This window comes from Citrobacter sp. R4 (assembly GCF_026719175.1).
GTDB lineage: Bacteria > Pseudomonadota > Gammaproteobacteria > Enterobacterales > Enterobacteriaceae > Citrobacter_A > Citrobacter_A sedlakii.
In genome coordinates, this window is sequence record NZ_JAPPSU010000010.1 from 18,914 (window position 1) to 43,128 (window position 24,215).

A 24,215-nucleotide genomic window follows, 5' to 3' on the forward strand; every position below is an offset into this window, starting at 1 on the left:
TCGATTTATTTACCTGTCATCCGACACGTAATAATTTTTTCATTCTTGCACTGCCGAACAGCTGTCTTTTCATTTCCATGACCAGCGCGTTGCGTGAAAAAATAAGCATTAAAATAAAACTCACTATTCCGACCACGACCTGTAAAGTGAAGACACCGGACAGCGGCAAGGCTTTGTCAAATAACTTCCCTGCGCCGTAGGCGGTGATAAATGTGGGCAACGAGAGATAAAACGGTAGCCACAGACTCAGAATGTACTGGCGGTAGCTGGAACCGAGCACCGGCTTAATCATGATGAAATAGCTCAGTACGGTATTCACGATCTGCACCAGCAGGAAGCCCAGCGTCACGCCAATCGCCCCCCCCATCTGCCCGCCGATAATGATTGCCGGAATAAAGAGAAAAGTTTTAAACACATTGAATTTAAAACTGATATCCACCCGCGCTTTCGCCATCAGTAAGGAACCAATCGGGTTACCCACCGAGCGCAGCAGACCGACGATGCACAGCAGTTGCAGCACCTGGATAATACTGTTCCACTTTTCGCCAAACACCAGCGGCACGAAGTTATCCGAAACCACCATCAGCCCGAGCAGCGCCGGAAAGTTAATGATTCCCACAACGGACAGCAGTTTGTAAAAGTTCACGCGCAGCTTTTCCGTGTCGTCCTGAATCTTGGCAAACGCCGGGAACAGCACGCGGGTGATGATCGGGTTAAGCTTCATTGGCGGCACCACCGCCACGTTATAAGCCAGATTGTAGCCACCCGCGACGCTGGCGCCGAGAATGCGCGCCAGTACCAGCGTGGAAAGGTTAGTATTGACGTAGTTGACGATGCTGTCCGCCGTCAGCCAGGCGCCAAAGCGCAGGTTTGACGAGACGGACTTCAGGGAAAAATGCAGGCCCGGGCGATAAATCTTGCGGCCAAAATAACCGAACAGCAGGGTGCGCACGACACTGTTGACCAGATACCCCAGAATCGCGGTTAACGCCAACGGCCAGAAATGGGCGCTGACTACCGTGAAAGTAAAGCCCGCCAGCACCGCGCTGGTTTCGATCATACCGATCTTGTTGAACTCCAGCTCTTTTTGCATCAGCGCGCGGAACTGCTGCCCATGCGGGATCACGACAAACACCAGCGAAAGGGTTTTTATCAGCGGCGTCAGATCCGGATTATGCAACACGCCCGCGATAACATCGCTCAGCAGATATACCGCCACGCACACCACAATTCCCAGCCCCACGTTCAGCCAGTACAGGGTGGTAAGCTCGAGGTGACTGATCGTTTTGCGCTGGATAATCGAGTTGGCAATGCCGAAGTCGCACAGGGTATCCGCCAATGCGATGATGACCAGCGAGACGGTCAGCAGGCCGAACTGATGATTATCGATAATCCGCGCAAGGACGGTCATCTGAATCAGCCCAAGACTGATGATAATGACCGTGGCGATGGCCGACCATTTGGCGCCGCTGATGGTTTTTTCTCGTAAGCTCATCTTAATACGCCGCTTTGTTAACGAAACCTTTGAAAACGGTCAGAAAAACGATTTTGATGTCGAACCAGATGCTCCATTCGCGGATGTATTCCAGGTCGAATTCGACGCGTTTTTCCATTTTCTCCAGCGTGTCGGTTTCGCCGCGCCAGCCGTTGATCTGCGCCCATCCGGTAATGCCTGGCTTTACCTTGTGGCGCAGCATGTAGCCTTCAATCAGTTGTCGATACTGTTCGTTGTGCGCCACCGCATGTGGACGCGGGCCGACAATCGACATCCCGCCGGTCAGCACATTGATAAACTGTGGCAGCTCATCAAGCGAAGTGCGGCGCAGGAAATTACCCACTTTCGTCACGCGCGGATCGTTCTGCGTCGCCTGCGTAACCACCTTGTCGTTTTCCATCACCTTCATTGAACGGAACTTCCACACGTTGATCGGCTTGCCGTCCATACCGTAGCGGGTCTGGCGGAAGATTACCGGACCTGGCGAGGTCAGCTTCACCGCCAGCGCGATACCGCACAGTACCGGTGAAATCAGCAGCAGGATAAGCGAGGCGAGCACAATATCCTCCGCGCGTTTCAGCAGTCGGTTAATGCCCGACAGCGGCGTGTCATACAGCGGCACCACCGGCACGCCGCTCACTTCTTCAATGCGCGAATGCAGGATGTTGAAGGTAAAGACGTCCGGGATAAGGATCACCGAACAGGTGGTATCCGCCAGTTCGCGCACCAGCTTTTTGACCTGCGCGCCGTCGCTCATCGACATGGCGATATAGACGTTATGGATGCGTGAGGCTTTGGCATCCTCAATCAATTGTTCAAAATTTCCGGCCCAGTCGGAAGATACACCGCCCGGTTTCGGGTCGTGATAGACGCCGACCACCTCAAAGCCCAGCCACGGTTCGTTGCGAAAACTGTCGAGCAGCGCCTGTCCGGCTGGCAGGTCGCCCGCTACCGCCACCAGGCGTTTGTTATAGCCGCGGTTGCGCAGCCAGCCCGCGCCGTAGCGGATAAACGAACGGCAGAGCACAAGGCCGATGCTGCTCAACAGATACCACGCCAGCCAGGTGCCCAGGCGATTATCGAAATCCTGGTTAAACGCCACCAGACCCGCGCAAAAAACGAGGCTCAGCGTCCAGTTTTGCAGCAGGAGCGTCAGTTCTGTGGAAATTTTGACGCCGCGCCAGGATCGGTAAAAATCGGTCATGCCGCCCAGCATCTGAAAAACAACCAGCGTAATCAGCGCCACCAACAGGTGCATATACAGGAAGGGCCATCCACTCACTTCGCAGACCAGCCACAGCCCACCAAACATGATGGTGATATCTGAAAAGCGTTGCACCATAGAGATTAACGATGCATTGGTTTTCGCTCGTTCGCGCTTTTTTAGATTTGTCATCGTTGTTCCTGTTATTAGCCCCTTACCCGCGACCGGGTAAGGGAAGACCTGACCTTACTGATTCAGCAGCGTCAGCAGAGTGCGCGTTCGCGCTTCCATCAGCGGGATATCACCGCGCGATTCGACGTTCAGGCGTACCACCGGCTCGGTGTTTGACGAACGCAGGTTAAAGCGCCAGTCGGCAAACGACATGCTGATGCCGTCAGTGCGATCCACCGACAGCGCCTCTTTCGCGAAATGCGCCTCCACGCGGGCGATCGCCGTCGCCGGTTCCGCCAGCTGGCTGTTGATTTCACCGCTCGCCGGGAACGCCGCCATCCGGTCGCGGACCAGCTCGCCCAGCGACTGCCCTTTCAGGCATACCAGCTCCGCCACCAGCAGCCACGGGATCATCCCGCTGTCGCAGTAGGCGAAATCACGGAAGTAGTGGTGGGCGCTCATTTCGCCGCCGTAAATAGCATCTTCCGCACGCATCCGCTCTTTGATGAACGCATGACCGGTTTTCGACATCACCGGCGTGCCGCCTGCGGCCTTCACCACATCGACGGTGTTCCAGGACAGGCGCGGGTCGTGGATGATCTTCGCGCCCGGGTGTTTTTCGAGGAACGCTTCCGCCAGCAGGCCGACGATGTAGTAGCCCTCAATAAACTGCCCTTTTTCGTCGAACAGGAAGCAGCGGTCGAAATCGCCGTCAAAAGCAATCCCCATGTCCGCGCCGTGCTCAATCACCGCATTGCGGGTATCGTCGCGGCATTCCGGCAGCAGCGGATTAGGAATACCGTTCGGGAAGTTGCCGTCCGGGGTGTTATGCACCTTGATGAACTCCACCGGTACGCCCCGGGCCTTAAAGCGCGCTTCAATAGCGTCCACCACCGGACCCGCCGCGCCGTTACCCGAGTTGATCACCAGCTTCAGCGGGGTCAGGTTGTTGACGTTGATGTAGCCAAACAGATGATCGATATAGGCGTCGCGCAGGGTGAGCTGTTTATAGCTGCCGCGCTTAGCCATATTGACCGGCGGGAAGTCGTTGGCTTCCGCCAGGCGCTGGACGTCGCGCAGGCCGGTGTCGCCGCTGATGGGGCGCGCGCCCTCGCGCACCAGCTTCATGCCGTTGTAGTCCATCGGGTTATGGCTGGCGGTGACTTCAATGCCACCGTCAACGCCGAGGTGGAAGGTGGCGAAATAGATCTCTTCGGTGCCGGAAAGGCCGATATCCAGCACATCGACGCCCGCGTCCTGCAACCCCTTCGCCAGCGCCAGCTTCAGCGCCTCACTGGTCAGACGCACGTCGCCGCCGAGTACAATGGTTTTCGGTTTGAGAAATTCGCCGTAGGCGCGGCCAATCCGCCACGCAATATCTTCGTTTAATTCTTCGCCCAGTCTGCCGCGAATATCGTAGGCTTTGAAACAGGTTAATTTTGTCATGTTTTTTTACCCTTCTTCAGGCAACAGTTAGCCCTCTCCCGGAAGGAGAATTATCATTTCGGATACCCATTCGATTTCGCGTTACAGGAAGCCTGCGCCCCTGCGCCGCGAAAGATGATGGTCAGACGCGGCCGTAGCGATCCTCGAAGCGAACGATGTCGTCCTCTTCCAGATAGGCGCCGGAGCGCACCTCAATTAAGTCGAGCGGAATTTTTCCCGGGTTTTCCAGACAGTGGGTCGCGCCCAGCGGAATATAAACAGACTCGTTTTCACCAAGCAGTTTGATCTCGCCGTTGATGGTGACTTTGGCGGTGCCCGCCACCACCACCCAGTGTTCGGCGCGGTGGTGGTGCATCTGCACCGACAGCCCCTCGCCCGGTTTAACGGTAATGCGTTTCACCTGGTAGCGGTCACCGGCGTCGATAGAGTCGTATTTGCCCCACGGACGGTACACTTCACGGTGAATATGGTGTTCATGACGCCCGTCGGCTTTGATTTGTTCAACCACTTTTTTGACATCCTGCACCGCGTTGCGATCGGCAATCAGCACCGCGTCTTTGGTCTGCACCACCACCAGGTCTTTCACGCCAACGGTCGTCACCAGGCCAGACTCGGCATAGACGTAGCTGTTCTCGGTTTTGTGGCTGATCACATCGCCGTGGTGTACGTTACCTTCGGCGGTATGCGCGCTAATCTCCCATAGCGAGGACCAGGAACCCACGTCGCTCCAGCCCGCGTCCATCGGCATCACTACCGCATCCGCCGTGCGTTCCATTACCGCGTAATCCACCGATTCTTCCGGACAGGCGAGAAACGCCTCTTCATCCACCCGAATGAAGTCCAGATCCGGGTCAACGACGCTCATCGCTTTTTCGCAGGCCGACAGAATATCGGGACGGTATTTTTGCAGTTCTTCCAGATAACGACCGGCGCGGAACAGGAACATACCGCTGTTCCAGTAGTAATCGCCGGTTGCCACATACGCCTGAGCGGTTTCCAGATTCGGTTTTTCGACAAACTGCGCCACCTCAAAGGCCACCGCGTCTTTCTCGCCCGGCACCACCTCGCCGCGACGAATATAGCCATAGCCGGTTTCCGGCAGATCCGGCACGATGCCAAAAGTCACCAGCTTACCCGCCTCAGCGTACGGCATGGCGTTACGTACGGCCTCACGGAAAGCGTCTTCGTTGGCAATCACATGATCGGCCGCCAGCACCAGCATCAGCGGATCGCTGTCCGGACTGTGGCGTTTTGCCGCCAGCGCAGCCAGCGCGATCGCCGGCGCGGTGTTACGACCCGCCGGTTCGAGAATGATGTTTTCCGTGAGTTTATTGAGCTGTCGCAGCTGTTCGGCGACAATAAAACGGTGCTGCTCGTTGCAGATCACCACCGGGCTTTCGCACTCCACGCCGTTCAGACGACAAATGGTCGTTTGCAGCATGGTCAGATCGCCCTTCAGGCATAAAAACTGCTTTGGATAAAGTACGCGGGAAAGCGGCCACAAACGGCTACCGGAGCCACCAGCCATCACAACCGGATAGAGTTTATTTTGCCCCATGATTCATCCCCGAATATCTGTAATAAATTGACGTAACACGTTCTCTTTATCGAGCGTGCGTTCGGCATATTCACGTGCCACCGTGTTGTGTTTTGGCATGGCGAGTGCGGTGGTAATCCCCGCGACCAGCGCCGGGACCGATTCCGGCTCAACGCAAACGGCGATACCCGGCGCGTTGCTGCACAACTGGCCCAGTTCCGTTTCCGGTTCGGCGGTGATGACCGCGTTGCCGCCGACCGCCAGAATGTTGGTTAACTTGGACGGTAAAACCGCATCCGCCGCGCCGCGCTTTTGCACCACCAGATGGCAATCGCCCATTTTCAGCAGCGCAGGCAACGCTTCGTAAGGCTGCAACGGATAAAACCTGATGTTATCGAGGCCGCGCTCACGGGCCATTTTTTCCAGTCGCGCTTTGCCGCCGCCCTGCCCGACAATGGCGAACACCAGCGGCTTATCGCGCAACTGAGCCGCGGCTTCGATGACGTTTTCCAGCCCCTGCTTTTCGCCGATATTGCCGGAATAAAGCACGATTCTTTTGTCATCCGGCAGACCAAGCTGATTGCGCAGCGCAAGCACATCCGCGTCATTGACGTTCTGAAAGCGCGCCACTTCCGACCAGTTCGGAAAGAAAATCACTTTTTCCGCCGGGACGCCTTTTTCCTGCGCTTTATTCATCATTGAACGCGAAATGGTGGAAACGTTGTCGACGTTATGCAGGCCGCTGCGCTCAAAGGCGGAGGCCAGCTTCGCCACTTTGCCGCTCTTGCCCTTTCCGGCCAGACCGAGTCCAAGCATCGCGTCCACTTCATAATCCTGAATATGCAGTAAGGTGCGCGCGCCAGACAGCTTCGCCAGCAGGCGCATGCCCGGTGTGCAAAACAGCGTCGGCACCACGCCGATAATGCGATCCGGCTTCCAGCGGCGCTGGGCCATCAGCGGGAAAAAGCTGCTCAGCGCGAAACTGCCGAGATGCAATAATCGTTTCAGCGTCGAGGGTTGCTTCGGCACATATAGCGGGCAACGCCAGACGGTGGCATCGCCCTCTTCCCGGCGGTAGCGCCAGGCGGAATAGCGCTCGCCCACCTTCCACTGCGGGTAGTACGGCGGCGCGGTAATGACCCGCACCTCATGCCCCTGACGCGCCATCCACTCGACCATCTCGCCAGTGTATTTGCCGATGCCGGTCAGCTCCGGCGAGTAGTTGATTCCATACACCAAAATTTTCATAAGCCCGGCACTCCGGACTGACGATCGGCCAGGAAATAGGCACGACTGTTGTCGTGCACGTTGTCGCTGGCAAGCAGCGCCTCTGGCGACAGCCAGCGGTAGTCGTCATGCTGAGAATCAGGCAGAGGCAGGTCTGCCTCTCTCACCTTCAGACGGAACCCCAGCACGATGTAGTGCGTGGTGAAGTCGCTGCCCGAAAAGTTATCGTCATAGAAGTGCTGCCAGACCCCGTAAAACTGGCCCGCTGCCATCGGCAGTCGCAGGCCCAGTTCCGCCAGAGTAAGGCGCGCAAAGGCATCGCTGAGCGTTTCATCCTTCTGCACACGCCCGCCGGGCACGAACCAAAAGCCCTGTGCAGGACGATTCGTTCGTTTTCCCAGCAGGAACTCGCCGCGTTCGTTTTCCACAATCAAATCAATGGAGATCAGCGGCGTGGAACGAACGATCGTGGCAAAATCTTCCTGACGTAAAAACATGCTTACCCCCGGAACCGGTGCTGATTCTCAAGGAACCACTGGTAGGTGCTGGCGAGGCCAGCGTCCAGCGAGATCTCGTGATACCAGCCCAGTTGATGCAGGCGGGTGACGTCGAGCAGTTTGCGCGGCGTGCCGTCCGGTTTGGTGGCGTCGAACACCACGCGGCCCTTGTAGCCCACCACATGCGCGATCGTCTGCGCCAGCTCGCGGATGGTGCAGTCAACGCCGGTACCGACATTAATGTGCGACAGCATCGGCTGGGTGTTTTCCTGCCAGACTTCGCGATCCAGCTCCATCACGTGAATGCTGGCGGCGGCCATGTCGTCAACGTGGAGGAATTCACGCATCGGCGTACCGCTGCCCCACACCACCACATCCGGCGCGTTTTCCACGGTCGCCTCATGAAAACGACGCAGCAGCGCCGGGATCACATGGGAATTGCTCGGGTGGAAGTTGTCGTGCGGCCCGTACAGGTTGGTCGGCATCACCGAGCGATAGTCGCGGTCATACTGACGGTTGTAGGACTCGCACAGCTTGATCCCGGCAATTTTGGCAATGGCGTAAGGCTCATTGGTTGGCTCAAGCGTTCCCTGCAACAGCTCGCTCTCAGCCATCGGCTGTTTCGCCAGCTTCGGGTAGATGCACGATGACCCGAGGAACAACAGCTTATTGACGTTATTCAGGTGCGCGGCATGGATGATGTTGCTTTCCATCATCATGTTCTCAAAGATGAAATCCGCCGGGTAGGTGTTATTCGCGACAATGCCGCCCACTTTCGCCGCCGCCAGATACACCTGATCGATGCGTTCACTGGCGAAGAAGTCATGAACGGCACGACTGTCCAGCAGGTTCAGTTCCTCACGAGTGCGCACGATCAGTTCCACGTCGCCGCGCTGTTCAAGCTGGCGTTTTATCGCGGAACCGACCATCCCGCGATGGCCGGCAATGAAAATTCGTTGTTTGCTCATTCTCAGGACTCCAGCGCGATGGCAACCTCGTAACCGTGAGACTTCAGCAGGGAGTGTTTCTTCGCCGCTTCCAGATCTTTCGCGACCATTTCGGAAACCATTTCCTGCAGGGTAATTTCCGGTTTCCAGCCCAGCTTCTCGTGCGCTTTGCTCGGATCGCCCAGCAGGGTTTCCACTTCCGCAGGACGGAAATAACGCGGGTCGACGGCAACAATCACATCGCCTGCCTTCACGCCTGGCGCGTCGTGGCCCGTGACGGAGACGACAATGCCTTTCTCATTTACGCCTTCGCCTTCAAAGCGCAGTTTGATGCCCAGCTGTGCCGCGGCCATCTCAACGAACTGACGCACTGAGTACTGCACGCCGGTGGCGATAACGAAGTCTTCCGGCTGTTCCTGCTGCAGCATCATCCACTGCATCTTGACGTAATCTTTCGCATGGCCCCAGTCACGCAGGGAATCCATGTTGCCGAGGTACAGGCATGACTCCAGGCCCTGCGCGATGTTAGCGATCGCGCGGGTAATTTTGCGGGTGACAAAGGTTTCGCCGCGGCGTGGGGATTCGTGGTTGAACAGAATGCCGTTACAGGCGTAAATGCCATAAGACTCGCGGTAGTTAACGGTGATCCAGTAGGCATACAGTTTCGCCACGGCATACGGTGAACGCGGATAGAACGGCGTGGTCTCTTTCTGCGGAATTTCCTGCACCAGACCGTACAGCTCAGAGGTGGACGCCTGATAGAAACGGGTTTTCTTTTCGAGGCCCAGGAAACGAATCGCTTCCAGCAGACGCAGGGTCCCCATGGCGTCAACATCGGCGGTGTATTCCGGCGACTCGAAGGAGACCGCAACGTGACTCATCGCGCCCAGGTTATACACTTCATCCGGCTGCACTTCCTGCAGGATACGGGTCAGGTTGGAAGAGTCCGTCAGGTCACCGTAATGCAGATGGAATTTGGGGTTGCTGGCGTGCGGATCCTGATAAATATGATCAACACGTTCCGTGTTAAAAGAAGAGGCACGACGCTTAATACCGTGCACTTCATACCCTTTTTCCAGTAGCAGCTCTGCCAGGTAAGAACCATCTTGTCCGGTAACGCCGGTGATGAGAGCGACTTTAGACATGTTTATTTTCCTCTGTACTTATCAAAGTTTTCAAACCCTGCTCATAAGGCTATCTGTCTTGCCATTCTGAACCGGGCTCTTCGTTTCAACGCGTTCGCGTATCACCACTGCGGGATTGCCACGGCAAATCGTATTTGCCGGTAGCGATTTAAAAACGCTGCTGCGGGCGCCAACGACCGTGCCATCGCCAATCGTCACACCGGGCGCAACGAAGACATCGGTTGCCAGCCAGCACTTCTCGCCAATCACAATCGGCGTGGCGGTAATATCAAAATGCGCGCTGGCGTGATCGTGACTGCCGGTACATAAATAACTTTTTTGCGAGACCACCGAGTTTGCGCCGATAATAATCTCGCCGAGGGTGTATAAATTGACCTCATCGCCGACCCAGGCGTAATCCCCTAACGTTAATTTCCACGGATAGGTAATTTTTACCGAAGGTCGGATGACTACGTTTTTTCCTATTTTTGCGCCAAATAATCGGAGCAAAAATGCGCGCCAGCGATAAAGGACCTGCGGAGACCAGGCAAATAATGTCGCCTGTACCGCCCACCACAATTGAACTTTTATGCCATTCGCGCCACGAAAACCTTTCGGCACGGAAAAGCCGCGTAAATCCTGCATATTATTTCCTTATATTTATGATTTGTTATATAAGGCTTTCGTTTTACCCGTCGTGCGCTGGCGTAAATGCCATGACAACTCCGCCCAGAAACCGGGGACATGTAATATGTTACGCTGGACCTTTTTCGCATCTTCGCAGAGTTCAAGATTATTCGTTGTCGACACGCCGCCCATAGAAAATTCAGACACCAGGCCATTTAATTTTTTAAAACGATAACCCGCTTTATACATTCTGGCGGCCAGCGCATAGTCGGATGACACTTTATATTGCAAATCGTAATGCCAGATTTTTAACCCTCTGACCGGGAAAAAGATCGCCTGATGGCTGGCTGGCAGACTGTGATAGATATACCAGCCGGGTTTCGCGCTGCGTTTAATTTTATGACCATTGCCAAAATCCAGCAGCGCATCACCGGTCATCATGGCGTCATCTTTTTGTGTCTTCAGCTGACGCACGAACCGGGCAGCATCCGGATGAAAAATATCACCGGAATTGAGGAACAGCGCAAACGTTCCCTGCGCCATCTCTATGCCCTTATTCATCGCATCATAGATGCCATTATCCGGTTCGCTCACAAAGCGTAAGTCGTACTCGCCATTGAGGTTTTCGAGAAACTCGCGGGTCCCGTCGTTCGAGCCGCCATCCACCACAATCCACTCGAAGCTGATATCATTTGCCTGGGCCAGGTGCGCAAGTGACGCATGGGTTTTGACAATGCCGTCCAGATTGCGAAACGCGACGGTGATAATGCTGAGCAGCATAGGAATAACCTCATCATACTTTTGTAATATTGAGCGCTTTGCGCAAAATAAACGGACAGACAATTAAAAACGCATATTCCGGGCTAAATATTGAACCGGTAAAAAACAGTGACACCGGGGTAAAAAGATAAAGCTGCACCCGAAAATTCTGATTATCACCAAACGCATTAAGCGTCATTTTTACCACTTTCCCCATGTACCACAGAGTCATGAGCACCGCGAACCAGGAAAAATAAATAATCAGCAGATACAAACCATTGTCTATTGTTTTTCCGACATCCGCACCGTTAAAGATTCCGAATGATGCGACATATTCGTAAAGTGAGCCAAATCTGACAACGCCGTCAATATGGGTCAAAGAATAGCCGACCATAACCAGCGGGCCGACGATACGATAATAAGACGATGACCCTTCTGTGCCTAAATCACCGAGGCGCGTGGAGATATAAGGAAATGCGAACATCACCCCCACCAGAAATACGGTTAATGAAATTATCGCCAGCGGCAGTTTTTTCTTAATCGCATCCTTATTCAGATACTGAAATGCCCATTCCAGCAGGTAAAACAAGATAAATGTCATTACCCCTGAAAACGATCCTGATAATACTATCCCTGCCAGAATCATAGCATCGGTTTTAGGTGTTTTGATACCAAACTGTTTGATGCTGAGCCAAATTGAGATTAACGCCAGAGCAAAAAAGGCCGGTTCGAAATAGAGTGCGGTGGTTCGCTTGCCGCCAAATTTAATAAAGTTCAGTACATAACTGTTACTGTAAATAAGATATTTCGAAATCACTTCCATTAAGCTGCTGCCGCCGGTGAGGATAATTTGCGCCATCTCGGCAGCGGCGAGCAGTACCACCAGCCCTACCACCAGATAAAAAAAGCGCAGGATCTTGCGGTGGTTGTGCGGCGAAATAGTTTTAAAGCGAATACTCCAGACCATGCCGATAATGATCACAATGTAAACAAACAGCATGGTGGAAGTGACGTACTTGCTGGCGTCCAGCGACTGGCCGAAAAGGTAGTTAAACGCCGTCAGCCCGGCGCCGATCCCCAATGCAATCATCAGTTTTTTCAGGTTGATGCGTTCCACATAAAGCAGCAGCAAAACCGGCAAAAAGGTGACGATGGTGATGGGAAAACTTTCGCCCAACTGGGCAATTTTGACGTTGACCAGCAGGTAGATCAGCGGCAGCAGCAGATAGCTACAGATTCTGATAGAACGAGACATATTCCTCCAGCATCTGTTGTCCACTGTAAGCCGCCCGGCTGCGCTCGCGAAAGGCGTCGAGCGAAGTGCCAAAGACGGCCTGCGCGATATCGGCTTTGCCTAATTGCACCAGGCGAAGTACGACGCTGTCGTCGAAGGTTTTACCGCCGGATTTTTGCAGGACCTCCTGCGCCGCCTCGCTATGGGTGGCGATAACCGGCACGCCAATCGACAATGCTTCGCAGAGAATCAACGGATAGTTATCCACCCGTGAACTGAACACCAGCGCGTCCATCTGGTTCAGTGCGCTCATCAGCTTACGCTTGTCGGTTTCAAATCCGTGATTGACCACGTTCGTTCCGTCAAACGGCGAAAACTTACCGAAGGTATGTAATTCGATCGCCTCGCCCAGCGCCATCATTTCGCGCACCAGCCGCTGGTTGGTTTTACCGTCATAGCGCAGATCGTGGGCCACCACCGCGATTTTCGGTTTTCCTTCCGTCGCGCTGACCGGGGTCAGCTCCGCGAGAATCGCTTCGGTCGCCACGTCGATACCGTTATTGATGATGCGGCAACGCCCTGCCCCGTACAGGCTGTTAAAGGCATCGGCGACGTGCTGGCTTGGTGAGATAAACTGACAGCCGAGCGCCAGCATGTCACGGAAAAGCTGGCGCTTACCGTGCACCAGCGCATGGGCGCGGTCGACCTTCACCGGTGGGTAATTGTTCAGCGTCGGGCATTTCCGGCAGTCCGACTTCCAGCCTTCGCAACCGTCGGTAAAGGCGCAGCGGCCAGTTACGCTCCAGTGGTCGTGCAGCGTCCAGACCAGCGTGACGTCCGGCTTGTGGTTTTTCACCTTTTCGCAAAACGCCACCACCTCGGCCAGATTCAGCCAGTAGCTGTGCAGGACGTGAAAATGCAGCACCAGCGGCCCCGGCGTGCGGGTGACGCTGCGGTATACATTATTGAGATTGCCAAACAGGTCGCGGTTAAACAGACGAAACAGAGCGATATTCGCCACCGACGTCAACCGTGGCGTCTGCTTACTCACATGCGGATAATGATTGTGGCTGACGCTTTTCTTTCCGCCTTTGCCGTAGCCGTACACGAAACGTGAAGCCAGTCCTTTTTGCAGCGCGCGCTGATGCAGATCTAATGCCACCCCAGCCGCACCGCCTTCCGCCAGCCGCACATTAAATTGCAGAATGTTCATTTTATTCCCTTCACTCGTGCCTTCTCGCCTACCACCAGCGCATTGTCCGGCACGGCGTCAAGCACCACGCTCCCGGCGCCAATGGTCACGTTATTACCAATAGTGATATCACCCAGCACAATGACGTTCGCGCCCAGCTCCACCCCGTTGCCAATCACCGGGCAGGCGAGGCTGTCGGCGCCGCGGTTGCCGATGGTGACACCATGACGAATCGTAAAATCGTCCCCGGCGACCACGTTTTTATTTATCACCACGGCATAACCGTGATGAATAGTGAAACGTCGGCCAATGGTCGCTGCGGCCTGTATCTCGTAGCCAAACAGGCATTCGGTGATCAGGCGATACAGCACCAGCACCGGCGCGGCCCACAGGTTGTTAAGGACATTTTTTTTGCGCCAGACGGAACAAAAGTGGGCGACGCGATAAGCCAGCACCATGCAGCACGGGCGCAGACTCCAGCTGTTGGCGCGAATATCTTCCAGCATGCTTAACGCCCTCGCAGTCCGTCAGCCAGCCGTTTGCCGTTACGAACGGACAGCAGCGTGAGCAACGTGCGCCAGGTCATCCGTTTATTGCGGATCTGGTAAAGGGTGAACAGCTGATATTTCTTGCTCGCGCGGTCGAATTTATCTTTGTGCTTGCGATAAAAATGGAAATAGCCGGAGAATTTTTTCGGCGACGAGGTGATCTGCATTTCGCCGTGGTTGATATGCAGGATCTGCGTCGCGTCTTCCACCTTCCACGGTTCGCCGTACTCCACCACCATGCGCAGGAAAATATCGTAATCCTGCGCCGCCTTCAGTTCAGTGTCGAACAGGCACTCTTTAAAACGCCACGCCCAGGTAAACACCTGGTTGCCGATGATGTTGCGCTTGTAGAACAGGCGGCGAGAGTACGGGGACTTCGGGTAGAGCGGCAGACTGGCCGGTTGCGAATAGACTTCGCCCTCACAGACATAATCGTTCGCGTAAAGGAACGCATGAGTGACCAACTGATGCTTATGGGCGAGAAACACGCTCAGGCGATTTGGCGTCCATTCATCGTCATCGTCAATACCGGTGATGTACTGCCCGTTCGCCTGTCGGATCGCCTGGTTACGCACCGCGCAGGCGCCGGAATTGACGTCGTTATGGGTATAACGCACCCGTGGATCGTTTAACCCTTCGACGAACTGCTGCAGCTGTTCATAGGCGCTGGAGCAATCATCGACAATGATCATTTCCCAGTGGGTATAGTCCTGGCGCAGCACCGATTTGATGGCCCGAATCGCCAGTTGTTGCCTGTTCCAGGTGGGCATATAGATTGAAATCAGCGGGTTGTCTTTATTCATGCTCGTTCCCCAAAGCGTTTTCGCCGGATGGCGTTTCGCTGCCATCCGGTATTCTCGTTTTTTATTTGGAATCTGACTTATATTCGTACTCGTAATACCCGTAATCCTGGTATCCGGTGGCGCGACGGAAGATAGAGTTGAGGATCACCCCTTTCACCTGAATGCCGTTTTGCCCGAAGCGGCTGAGGCTGGTCTCCACCTCTTTCAGAGTATTCACGGCGTAACGCGCCACCATCAGGGTGGTTCCCGCGTGGCGACCGACAATCGCCGCGTCAGTCACGGCCAGAATCGGCGGCGTATCGATCAGCACCAGGTCATAGTGACTGCTGGCCCACTTGATCAACTCGCCAAAACGTTCACTCATCAGCAGTTCCGACGGATTTGGCGGCACCTGGCCACGCGGGACGAGATCGAAGTTTGGGATAGAGGTTGGTCTGGCGCAGGCGGAAATATCTCCCTTGCCGACCAGAATATCGGACAGGCCGTTCACGTTGTTGGTGCCGAGCAACTCATGGGTGTACCCCTTGCGCATGTCGCAGTCGATCAACAACACGCGCTTGTTGGTCTGGCTGATGACCGCCGCCAGGTTGGCGCAGACAAAAGTTTTACCGATTGATGGGCTGACCCCGGTCAGCATCAGCACGTTGTTCTGCGCCTGCATCATGGCGAAGTGCAGGCTGGTACGCAGACTACGCACCGCTTCAATCGCCAGATCGGTCGGGTTCCCTACCGCCAGCAACTGGCTCTGCTTGTAACGCTTCACGCCTTTGATGGTTTTCACGTTATCGCGCGCTTTCTGCCATTCCGACAGCGGAATGCTGGCGTAAACGCTGATCCCGTTCTCTTCAAGCACCTGCGGGCTTTCGATACCGCGATTGAACAACGAACGCAGCAGGACGCCGACGATTGACAACATCAGGCCAAGAATAATGCTGCCCAGTATGATCAGCCCCTTCTTCGGCTTCAGTACACCCGGTTGGGCAATCGCCGGGTCAACAATTCGCACGTCGCCGACGGTGCTGGCCTCGTTGATCTGCAGCTCCTGTTGCTTATTCAGCAGCTGCATGTAGACCTGCTGACCGGACTCCACGTCACGGGTCAGACGCACAATCTCCTGCTGCGTTTTCGGCATTGCCGTCACGCGCCCGTTGAGCTTCGCTTTTTCATCCTCCAGCGCCTGGCGTTTTTCCAGCAGCGTGCGGTAAGCCGGGTGCGCTTTGGTGTACAGCTTAGAGATTTCCGCTTCTTTAAATGTCAGCTCATTCAACTGGGCGTCGATATTGACCATTGAGTCCAGCACCGCTTTTGCTTCCAGCGGCAGGTCAACGGAGTCTTTATCCTGGCGGAAGGCGTTGAGTTTGTTCTCCGCGACGTCCAGACGGCTGCGCACTTCCGGCAGTTGTTTTGCCAGGAATGCCAGGCTTTTCGCTGCCTCTTCCGATTTACGCGCCACGTTCTGTTCAAGGTAGTTGCGGGTAATGCTGTCGAGAATTTCGCGAATTTGTTCGCGATCCTCACCGGTAAACGTCAGGCTTAACACGCCGGTGTCCTTGCCGGTTTCGGTTACCGTCAGGTTGTTTTGCAGGGTGTTGATCATCCCGAGCGTGGAGAATTTATTGACGGTAAATTCGGTGTCGGGGCGGGCATGGATCTCGCTCACCACCATCGTCACGCCGTCTTTGTTCAGGGTTTGACCGATCTGCCCACGGGCGCTAAACCCGCCGTCGCTGGTCAGCGCGTAGGACTTATCGTCCAACACGTTCAGCGTGAAAACCTGGTCGTTCATTCCCTTCGGCAAGGTAAAGGTGGTAACTTTCACCGTCTCATTCTGGCGTCCCATCAGCCGTTCCCAGCCTGCGCCAAACAGCGGGAAGGTGTTTTTGCTGACGGAGATATCCAGGTCCAGGTCATCCACCGTTTTGCCTAACACCAGACGCGAGCGAATCAGCTGAATTTCGGCCTCAGAAGCGGGGGGTTTATCGGACAACGCCGAGTTAATATCCTGCACCAGCGAGCTGCCAGCGTTCTGTTCAATCTGCACCAGCGCATCCGCACTGTAGATTGGCGTGGCGAAGAGCGTGTAAATCACTGCGCAAAGTGCGAATAATGCCGTAATCCCCAGCACCCACCAGCGTGCTTCAATGACGGTGCCCACCAGGCGGCCGATATCGATTTCATCGTTGCCCGTTACCGGAGCGGCAGACTGTCTTACTTTTTCTGTCATTATTTTACCTGCTCTGCGTTCAATGCCTGCGCCCACTGGCGGGCAGACCGTTCAAGTAATGCGTACACCGCTTCAAACGCCTCGCGGCTTTTACGATACGGGTCGGGAATGTCGCGCTCATCGTCCCAGTGACCAAACAGCATGACTTTGCCGCGCATTTCCGGCGCCAGCTCATGCAGAGACGCAATGTGTCTTTTCTCCATTGCCAGGATCAGGTCATAGTCCCGACACAGCCGTCCGGTGATTTGCCGCGCGCAGTGTCCTTCCAGCGACAGGCCGTGATCGGCCGCCACGCTAAGGGCAGACGCGTCTGCGCCCTTTCCCACCAGCGCGCCAAGCCCCGCCGACTCGACGGTCAGCGCCGGGTGGTAGCGCTTCAATAAGCGTTCTGCCGTTGGGGAACGGCAAATGTTCCCCACGCAAACAACTAATATTTTGTTAAACATGACGATTACCAGGCGTGAATGTCGCTGGCCGTATCCGTCATATAACGGACACCGCTGATGGTCGGCAGCAACTGATTGATCAGACGGTTCCAGCGCGCAACCGGTGCGGTGGTGACATACACCACGTCATAAGGCTGCAGACGGAATTCCGTCGCCATGACCAGAGAGGTCGCATCAGACATATCGAGCTGATAAATATTGGCAATCTTGCCGCCCGGACCTTTGCCTTTCAGCGGACGGATCACGAAGATGCCGCTGGCGTTGGAGGTGGTCAGATCGATACCTTCGGCGTTGCCCAGCGCTTCGGTCAGCGTCATGCCGCTGAAGTCCATTTTGAGCGTGCTCTGTTTCTTCACTTCACCCATCACAAACACTTTCAGATCGTCATTGCGCGGAACATAAAGAATGTCGCCCGGATACAGCAGGCGATTCTGGCTGAGATCGCCGTTTTGCATCAGCGCCTGCAGGGAAATCCGTTGTTCTTTGCCGTTATGGGTCAGCACGACGTTGCGCCAGTCGGCGTCTTCGGTCAGGCCGCCTGCGGCGTTGATCGCATCCAGTACGGTGAGCGGCACGTTGGTGATCGCCTGCTGGCCGGATTTGTTCACCTGGCCGGAGATATAGGCTTTTTGCGAACGGAACGCGGCGATATTAACGTCCACCTGCGGGTCAGCGATGTACTTCGCTAAGCGCCCGGTAATATCACTGCGGATCTCTGCGAGTGTTTTCCCCACCACGCTAACCTTGCCGATATAGGGATAAAACATCGTGCCGTCCGGCTGCACCCAGTTGCCGGTGTCGCTGGAGCTGCGGTACTGCCCCGCTGGCGTTGTCAGCTCAGGGTGGTCCCATACCGTCACGTTCAGAACATCCCCTGCCCCGACGCGGTACTGATAGCTGGCAAGCTCCTGGTCCAGCGACATATTCGGCTGCGCCACGTTTGGCCGCGGACGCAATTGCTCAACCAGTCGTGGGGTGAGTGGATACACATTCACCATCCGGTCGAGATCAAAATCAGCGTCCTGCTGTTTAATCACGTCTTTACCCATCGTAGACATATTGCTGCCCGGAAGTACTGTGCAACCGCTTATCAAGGTTACCGACACCAATAATGGCATCAATTTCATTTTGGATTTCATCATTGATTATTTATCACTTTGGCAGAGTAATTATCCTGTGCAATTTAAATAGCGACTTCGCCGTACACATTTACATTGCAGTTAATTGAAAAGAAATTTAACTGGCATCAGTCCTAAAAAATTTGAATTCATCCGTAAGCTATTGACAGAATAATGCAGACTCGTCATCAGGCGTTCAGGCACGCTACCGCCCTTGGCTTTTTAGCTACCAATACACTGATTAAGTTAGATTTTTGCAAACCTCGTGATTTTTCTCCTGCCACAACAGAGAAATACGTAAGGTAATAAGAATGTCGGCGATTAATGATTAACGATGCCGGTCAATATATTTCTTCACACCTCATTAACGCTGGAAGAATTGTTACAGCTAACGTATTAGCAGGCAAGGCAACAAGCCTGCTATTTTGTCTTTTTAAGATTAATATTAAGTCATATAAAGCGGCATTTTTAGGAATTACTTGATGTTGACAAAATGCATATATTCCACCGACCCTGCGATATATCCGAAATTGTTTTTAATCCAGAATTTATTCCCAACAGAAACATTAAGGTTATTATTACGGGTGGGAAGAAATACAAAAGCAGGATAAATCCCGCTCTGGCATTGCATTTTCCGCCAGCTTTATCCATGATCGAATTGTGACAATTGTCATATAACGAAGGGTTTTACGCTTACTATGGAATGGATTGCCGATCCGTCAATCTGGGCCGGTCTCGTCACGCTGGTGGTGATCGAGCTGGTCCTTGGCATTGATAATTTAGTCTTTATTGCCATCCTCGCCGAAAAACTGCCGCCCGCGCAACGAGACCGCGCGCGCATCACCGGTCTGATTCTGGCGATGCTGATGCGCCTGCTCTTGCTGGCGTCAATCTCCTGGCTGGTCACCCTGACGAAGCCGCTCTTTAGCGTTCAGAGCTTAAGCTTTAGCGCGCGCGACCTGATCATGCTGTTCGGCGGGTTCTTCCTGCTGTTTAAAGCCACGATGGAGCTTAACGAACGGCTGGAAGGGAAAGACAGCGACAACCCCACCCAACGCAAAGGGGCTAAATTCTGGGGCGTGGTGGCGCAAATCGTGGTGCTGGACGCCATCTTCTCGCTCGATTCGGTCATTACCGCCGTCGGCATGGTGGATCACCTGGCGGTGATGATGGCGGCGGTGATTATCGCGATTACGCTGATGCTGCTCGCCAGCAAATCACTGACCCGTTTTGTCAACAGCCACCCGACCATCGTCATTCTCTGTCTGAGTTTCCTGTTAATGATCGGCTTTAGCCTGGTGGCGGAAGGTTTTGGTTTCCACATTCCGAAGGGCTACCTGTACGCCGCCATCGGCTTCTCGGTGATGATTGAAGCCCTGAACCAGTTGGCTATCTTTAACCGCCGCCGCTTTCTTTCCGCAAACCATACGCTGCGCCAGCGAACGACCGAAGCAGTGATGCGCCTGTTAAGCGGGAAGAAAGAGGATGCCGAACTGGACGCGGAAACAGCCTCGATGCTGGTGGATCATGACGACACGCAAATTTTCAACCCGCAGGAGCGGCGGATGATTGAGCGCGTACTCAACCTGAACCAGCGCACCGTCAGCAGCATTATGACCTCGCGCCATGATATCGAGCATATCGATCTCTGCGCGCCCGAGGCGGATATCCGCGCCCTGCTCGAAAAAAACCAGCATACGCGACTGGTGGTCACCGGCGAAGATGACCAGGAGGATCTGCTTGGCGTGGTGCACGTTATCGATCTGCTCCAGCAGTCGCTGCGTGGAGAGCCGCTCAACCTGCGGGTACTGGTACGCCAGCCGCTGGTGTTCCCGGAAACGCTCCCGCTGCTGCCGGCGCTGGAGCAGTTCCGCAACGCCCGCACGCATTTTGCCTTTGTGGTTGACGAGTTTGGGTCTGTCGAAGGGATTGTGACGCTGAGCGACGTGATGGAAACCATTGCCGGTAATTTGCCGAACGAAGTGGAAGAGATCGACGCCCGCCATGATATTCAGAAAAATCAGGACGGTTCGTGGACGGCAAACGGTCATATGCCGCTGGACGATCTGGTGCAATACGTTCCCCTGCCGCTCGATGAGAAACGCGAGTATCACACCATCGCCGGCCTGTTGATGGAATATCTGCAGCGTATACCGAAAGAGGGTGAGGAGGTTCAGGTGGGCGACTACTTGCTGAAAACGCTACAGGTAGAAAGTCATCGCGTACAGAAGGTGCAACTGATTCCGTTACGCGCGGACGAAGACGGGGAATACGACGCGTAGTGGCAATCGCCGGACAGCGGCGCTTCGCGCCCTGTCCGGCCTTACAAAAAGGGACTCGCCAGAGGCGGTTTACAGCTTATCCAGCAGCTTCCTGACGTCTTTGCCGTCGCGGGTATCTTTGTTCCGCTCCGCCCAGTCATTGAGACGACGTTTCGCTTCATCCTGGACATGCTTACGCAGCACTTGATCAACCTGCAGGTTATAATTCAGCGCCTGCCACTTACCGTAAACCCGCAGCGGCACCGGCGTGTTCTTCAGGAAATCGATCAACTTACCTTCCCCTTTCCAGCCGCCGAGCACCCGAACGTTAAACTGCGTGTCGCACGACTCTCCGACCAGATCGAGCGTACCTTTACCGGTCAGGGCCAGCACAGAGGATTCGCCTTCCATGCTGTTCAGCCCCAGCTTACCGTGGTCGAGCGTCAGGTCAGTGACGAAACGATCGAGACGGGTGGCGTTATCGTAATTACGCATCGCCTCAACGTCGCCGCCGCTGCGCTCCACCGCCTGCTGAACCAACTGCTGAAAGTTCATGCCATCCATCCGCGTATCGCGCATCTCGACGCGCGCCTGGCCTTGCCAGTTATGGCGAAACGCATGGGCATCAATGTCCGCGCCGGAAAAATCGCCCGTCAGCGACATTTTACCGGTCAGGGCAATGGGATAATGGAACGCGTTTAGAATCGTGCCTATCTCCACATCATTAAGACGCGGCTGGAACACCACGCGCGGAGTGTCAGCGCTGGCATCCAGCGTGCCGGGCAGTGAAATCGTGCCGCCATCAAGCTTGCCCTCGAGCTGCGCGATTTTCAGCACGCCGGCCTGATTCGTCATTCGCGTCGAAACGGCCGAGAAATTCATCCCGCGCCATAATACGCTCTCCGCATTCAGCGCGATCTCCGCGGAAAACCCCTTCAGCCCCTGGTAGGCCGGTTCATCGACCCGGCTGGCGATGACCGGTCGGGCCAGAGACGATGACGTCACGCCCTGCTCGCCACCGCCGTTAGCGCCGCTGCTGTTTTCCGACAGCGGAATAATGGAATCCAGATTCAGCTTGCCGAAATTCAGGTTAATGCGCCAGGCCGGTTGCTCCGTCAACGTCACCTGGGCGCTTCCGGTCAGCGTACTGTCGTTCGCGGTCAGGTCAAGCTGGCTGAACGAGAGTAATTTCGCGTCTTCCTGCCACTGCGCCTGAAGCTGTCCTTGTCCCTGAATCCCCTGTTTCGGCAGATCGGCTCCCTGGAGCTGCCAGCTAAGCTGCTGGATCCCGGCAGAGAGGTTATGCGGATAGTCGGACGCATCCACCGTACCGTTTAAGGCCAGATTCAAATCACGCTGATCGCGGTTAATCCGCCCGGAAAACTCAAAAGCGCCGCGATGCTGCGCATCCTGCTCCATTTGCAGGCGGATATCGCGAACGGTGACCTGCTCATCATTTTCATGCTGGAACACCAGCACGCTGTCGGCTACCCGCAGGCTGGCGATATCAAACGACCAGCCGCGATCTTCCGCGACGTCCGGTAAGTTATTGTCTTTAGGAGGCACCGGCGCGTTCTCATTGCGCGCCGCTTCCGTTTGCGGGGTGAGCTGAATCACCGCGCCTTTGAGCATCACCTGCTTGACGCTCAGCTGATGGCTAAGCAACGGCCACAGCGCAACGTCAAGCCGCATGTTATCGGCGCGCACCAGCGGTTCACTGGCGCCTTTCGCCGTCAACGCCATGCGTCCGGAGAGGATACTGAGCTGAGGCCAGACGTGCCAGCGCAATGGGCCATCCAGCTGTAGCTGATAGCCGCTACGCGCCGCGACCTGTTGCACCATATAGGTACGGAAGTCGTTCGGGTTGACCAGCATTACTAACGCAGAAAAGCCGGCCACCAGCACGACCAGCAAAATCATCAGCGTCGTCAGAAATCGTCTCATGCTATCCTCAGTGGATCAGACTCAGTCTTTATCAATCCGGCTGGCGACCGCGCCCTGCTGATCGCGATATTTGGCATCTTCGCGACGGTTATAGGGGCGAAGCGCCGGACCGGAAAGCGGTTCAAAGCTCAGCGCGCCGATCAACATGCCGGGGCGCAGCGCCAGCGGCAGTTTACCGGAGTTATAAAATTCCAGCACGATACAGCCGGACCAGCCGGGATCGATACGGTGGGCGGTCACGTGTACCATCAAGCCAAGACGCGCCAGGGAGGAGCGGCCATCCAGCCAACCGACTAAATCCGCGGGTAAGGTCACCGACTCATAGGTCACCGCCAGCGCCAGTTCGCCCGGATGGAGATAAAACGCTTCGCCGTCGGCCAGCGCAATCTCGTCGCTCATTACGCGGTCGAGAGCGGCGCTGACTTCATCTTTTGGCCCACTTAAATCGATAAATGCTGCGGTGTGGCCGCTGAAGGTACGGAATTTATTGCCAAGGCGCACATCCACCGTCGCGCCATTAATACGCTCCACAGGCGGACGCGGGTTGATCGACAAACGGCCTTCATCAAGCCAGGCTTCAATATCTCGGTCACACAGACGCATGGCACTTTCTCCTTTCGTGCAGCAGGCCCTTAACGCATTGTGTCGCAAGGGCAAACCAGGTTATCACTGAACGGTACACAATTCGCAGGGCTTATTCAAAGAACTGACTGATTTTCGCTTTCAGAATATCGATGGCGATGCGGTTTTTCCCGCCGCGCGGCACGATAATATCCGCATACTGCTTGGATGGCTCGATAAACTGCAGGAACATCGGACGCACCGTTTTCTGGTATTGCGCCATCACGGAATCCATGGAACGCCCGCGCTCGTTAACGTCGCGCTTGATGCGGCGCATCAGGCAGATATCCAGCGGTGTATCGACAAAAATAGAGAAGTTCATCTCTTCGCGCAAACGGGCGTCGGTGAGCAGCAAAATGCCTTCCAGAATAATGACTTTCTTCGGCTCCACGCGCACGGTTTCTTTCATGCGGGTGTGTTCGACGTAGCTGTAGACCGGCAGTTCAATCGCGCAGCCGCGCTTAAGCGCTTGCAGATGTTGAAACAACAGGCTGTGATCCATCGCGTTGGGATGGTCATAGTTGGTTTTTACGCGTTCTTCCATCGACAGATGGCTTTGATCTTTATAGTAGCTGTCTTCGGGGATCACGCCGATATGTTCGTCACCGACTTGTTCACGTAATTCACGATAAAGAGTACTGGCAATAAGACTTTTGCCAGAAGCCGATGCGCCAGCAATACCGATAATGACGCACTGATGAGACTGATCAGTCATAAATTTAGCGACCTGAATAACCTGTAAGGAAGGGAGACGCCGGAGCGTCAAACGCCGGCAATTATACACAAATTC

21 protein-coding genes are annotated in these 24,215 nt (G+C 55.1%); 1 reads left to right on the top strand and 20 read right to left on the bottom strand.

From position 1 onward, the window contains the following. Positions 1-16: 16 nt before the first annotated feature. The 17 genes from wzxC to OOJ60_RS18350 all read right to left on the bottom strand — a co-directional run bounded on the left by wzxC (position 17) and on the right by OOJ60_RS18350 (position 18,623). Positions 17-1,495 carry a colanic acid undecaprenyl disphosphate flippase WzxC gene (gene wzxC, locus OOJ60_RS18270; protein WP_205613006.1) on the bottom strand — a complete coding sequence of 493 codons (1,479 nt, stop codon included), beginning with the start codon at positions 1,493-1,495 and terminating at the stop codon, positions 17-19. 1 nt (position 1,496) lies between these two features. After that, the gene (gene wcaJ, locus OOJ60_RS18275; protein ID WP_205613007.1) at positions 1,497-2,891 is read right to left on the bottom strand and encodes an undecaprenyl-phosphate glucose phosphotransferase; all 1,395 of its coding nucleotides are present in this window, start codon (positions 2,889-2,891) and stop codon (positions 1,497-1,499) included. A 54-nt stretch (positions 2,892-2,945) separates the two neighbouring features. Further along, positions 2,946-4,316: a colanic acid biosynthesis phosphomannomutase CpsG gene (gene cpsG, locus OOJ60_RS18280; RefSeq protein WP_205613008.1), complete on the bottom strand. Its 1,371-nt coding sequence runs from the start codon at positions 4,314-4,316 to the stop codon at positions 2,946-2,948. Positions 4,317-4,437: 121 nt separating this feature from the next. Beyond that, positions 4,438-5,874, bottom strand: coding sequence for a mannose-1-phosphate guanyltransferase (cpsB, locus tag OOJ60_RS18285; RefSeq protein ID WP_060569271.1), 1,437 nt, complete (start codon positions 5,872-5,874; stop codon positions 4,438-4,440). Positions 5,875-5,877: 3 nt separating this feature from the next. Then, positions 5,878-7,101: a colanic acid biosynthesis fucosyltransferase WcaI gene (wcaI, locus tag OOJ60_RS18290; RefSeq protein WP_205613009.1), complete on the bottom strand. Its 1,224-nt coding sequence runs from the start codon at positions 7,099-7,101 to the stop codon at positions 5,878-5,880. Beyond that, positions 7,098-7,577, bottom strand: coding sequence for a GDP-mannose mannosyl hydrolase (locus OOJ60_RS18295; protein WP_042284315.1), 480 nt, complete (start codon positions 7,575-7,577; stop codon positions 7,098-7,100). Before OOJ60_RS18295 ends, wcaI begins: the two co-directional genes overlap by 4 nt. Positions 7,578-7,579: 2 nt before the next feature. After that, positions 7,580-8,545 carry a GDP-L-fucose synthase gene (gene fcl / locus OOJ60_RS18300; RefSeq protein WP_200034285.1) on the bottom strand — a complete coding sequence of 322 codons (966 nt, stop codon included), beginning with the start codon at positions 8,543-8,545 and terminating at the stop codon, positions 7,580-7,582. Between the two features lie 2 nt (positions 8,546-8,547). Further along, positions 8,548-9,669 (bottom strand): GDP-mannose 4,6-dehydratase, encoded by a 1,122-nt coding sequence (gene gmd, locus OOJ60_RS18305; RefSeq protein WP_042284320.1) that lies wholly within the window; start codon positions 9,667-9,669, stop codon positions 8,548-8,550. 30 nt (positions 9,670-9,699) lie between these two features. Then, positions 9,700-10,293 (bottom strand): colanic acid biosynthesis acetyltransferase WcaF, encoded by a 594-nt coding sequence (wcaF, locus tag OOJ60_RS18310; RefSeq protein WP_060569275.1) that lies wholly within the window; start codon positions 10,291-10,293, stop codon positions 9,700-9,702. A 15-nt stretch (positions 10,294-10,308) separates the two neighbouring features. Beyond that, entirely contained in the window at positions 10,309-11,055 is a 747-nt protein-coding gene (gene wcaE / locus OOJ60_RS18315) for a colanic acid biosynthesis glycosyltransferase WcaE (RefSeq protein WP_200034287.1), read from the bottom strand. A 13-nt stretch (positions 11,056-11,068) separates the two neighbouring features. After that, entirely contained in the window at positions 11,069-12,289 is a 1,221-nt protein-coding gene (gene wcaD / locus OOJ60_RS18320; protein ID WP_205613010.1) for a colanic acid polymerase WcaD, read from the bottom strand. Then, entirely contained in the window at positions 12,264-13,481 is a 1,218-nt protein-coding gene (gene wcaC, locus OOJ60_RS18325; protein ID WP_205613011.1) for a colanic acid biosynthesis glycosyltransferase WcaC, read from the bottom strand. The genes wcaD and wcaC overlap by 26 nt, the downstream gene beginning before the upstream one ends. Further along, on the bottom strand, positions 13,478-13,966 hold the full coding sequence (wcaB, locus tag OOJ60_RS18330) for a colanic acid biosynthesis acetyltransferase WcaB (protein ID WP_199956717.1): 489 nt from the start codon (positions 13,964-13,966) through the stop codon (positions 13,478-13,480). The genes wcaC and wcaB overlap by 4 nt, the downstream gene beginning before the upstream one ends. Before the next feature lie 2 nt (positions 13,967-13,968). Beyond that, the gene (gene wcaA / locus OOJ60_RS18335) at positions 13,969-14,811 is read right to left on the bottom strand and encodes a colanic acid biosynthesis glycosyltransferase WcaA (protein WP_042284758.1); all 843 of its coding nucleotides are present in this window, start codon (positions 14,809-14,811) and stop codon (positions 13,969-13,971) included. 61 nt (positions 14,812-14,872) lie between these two features. Next, on the bottom strand, positions 14,873-17,035 hold the full coding sequence (wzc, locus tag OOJ60_RS18340; protein WP_060569278.1) for a tyrosine-protein kinase Wzc: 2,163 nt from the start codon (positions 17,033-17,035) through the stop codon (positions 14,873-14,875). Beyond that, positions 17,035-17,481 carry a low molecular weight protein-tyrosine-phosphatase Wzb gene (gene wzb / locus OOJ60_RS18345; protein WP_042284338.1) on the bottom strand — a complete coding sequence of 149 codons (447 nt, stop codon included), beginning with the start codon at positions 17,479-17,481 and terminating at the stop codon, positions 17,035-17,037. The genes wzc and wzb overlap by 1 nt, the downstream gene beginning before the upstream one ends. Positions 17,482-17,486: 5 nt before the next feature. Further along, positions 17,487-18,623 (bottom strand): polysaccharide export protein, encoded by a 1,137-nt coding sequence (locus OOJ60_RS18350; protein WP_042284340.1) that lies wholly within the window; start codon positions 18,621-18,623, stop codon positions 17,487-17,489. Between the two features lie 674 nt (positions 18,624-19,297). Here OOJ60_RS18350 and OOJ60_RS18355 point away from each other — a divergent pair. After that, positions 19,298-20,881 carry a TerC family protein gene (locus OOJ60_RS18355; protein ID WP_060569279.1) on the top strand — a complete coding sequence of 528 codons (1,584 nt, stop codon included), beginning with the start codon at positions 19,298-19,300 and terminating at the stop codon, positions 20,879-20,881. A gap of 69 nt (positions 20,882-20,950) precedes the next feature. Here the strand turns inward: OOJ60_RS18355 and asmA are convergent, their stop codons facing one another. The 3 genes from asmA to udk form a co-directional block, all read right to left on the bottom strand. Next, positions 20,951-22,804 carry an outer membrane assembly protein AsmA gene (gene asmA, locus OOJ60_RS18360; RefSeq protein WP_205613012.1) on the bottom strand — a complete coding sequence of 618 codons (1,854 nt, stop codon included), beginning with the start codon at positions 22,802-22,804 and terminating at the stop codon, positions 20,951-20,953. 21 nt (positions 22,805-22,825) lie between these two features. Further along, entirely contained in the window at positions 22,826-23,407 is a 582-nt protein-coding gene (dcd, locus tag OOJ60_RS18365; RefSeq protein ID WP_042284348.1) for a dCTP deaminase, read from the bottom strand. Positions 23,408-23,498: 91 nt separating this feature from the next. Further along, positions 23,499-24,140, bottom strand: coding sequence for a uridine kinase (gene udk / locus OOJ60_RS18370; RefSeq protein WP_042284352.1), 642 nt, complete (start codon positions 24,138-24,140; stop codon positions 23,499-23,501). Between the last annotated feature and the right edge of the window lie 75 nt (positions 24,141-24,215).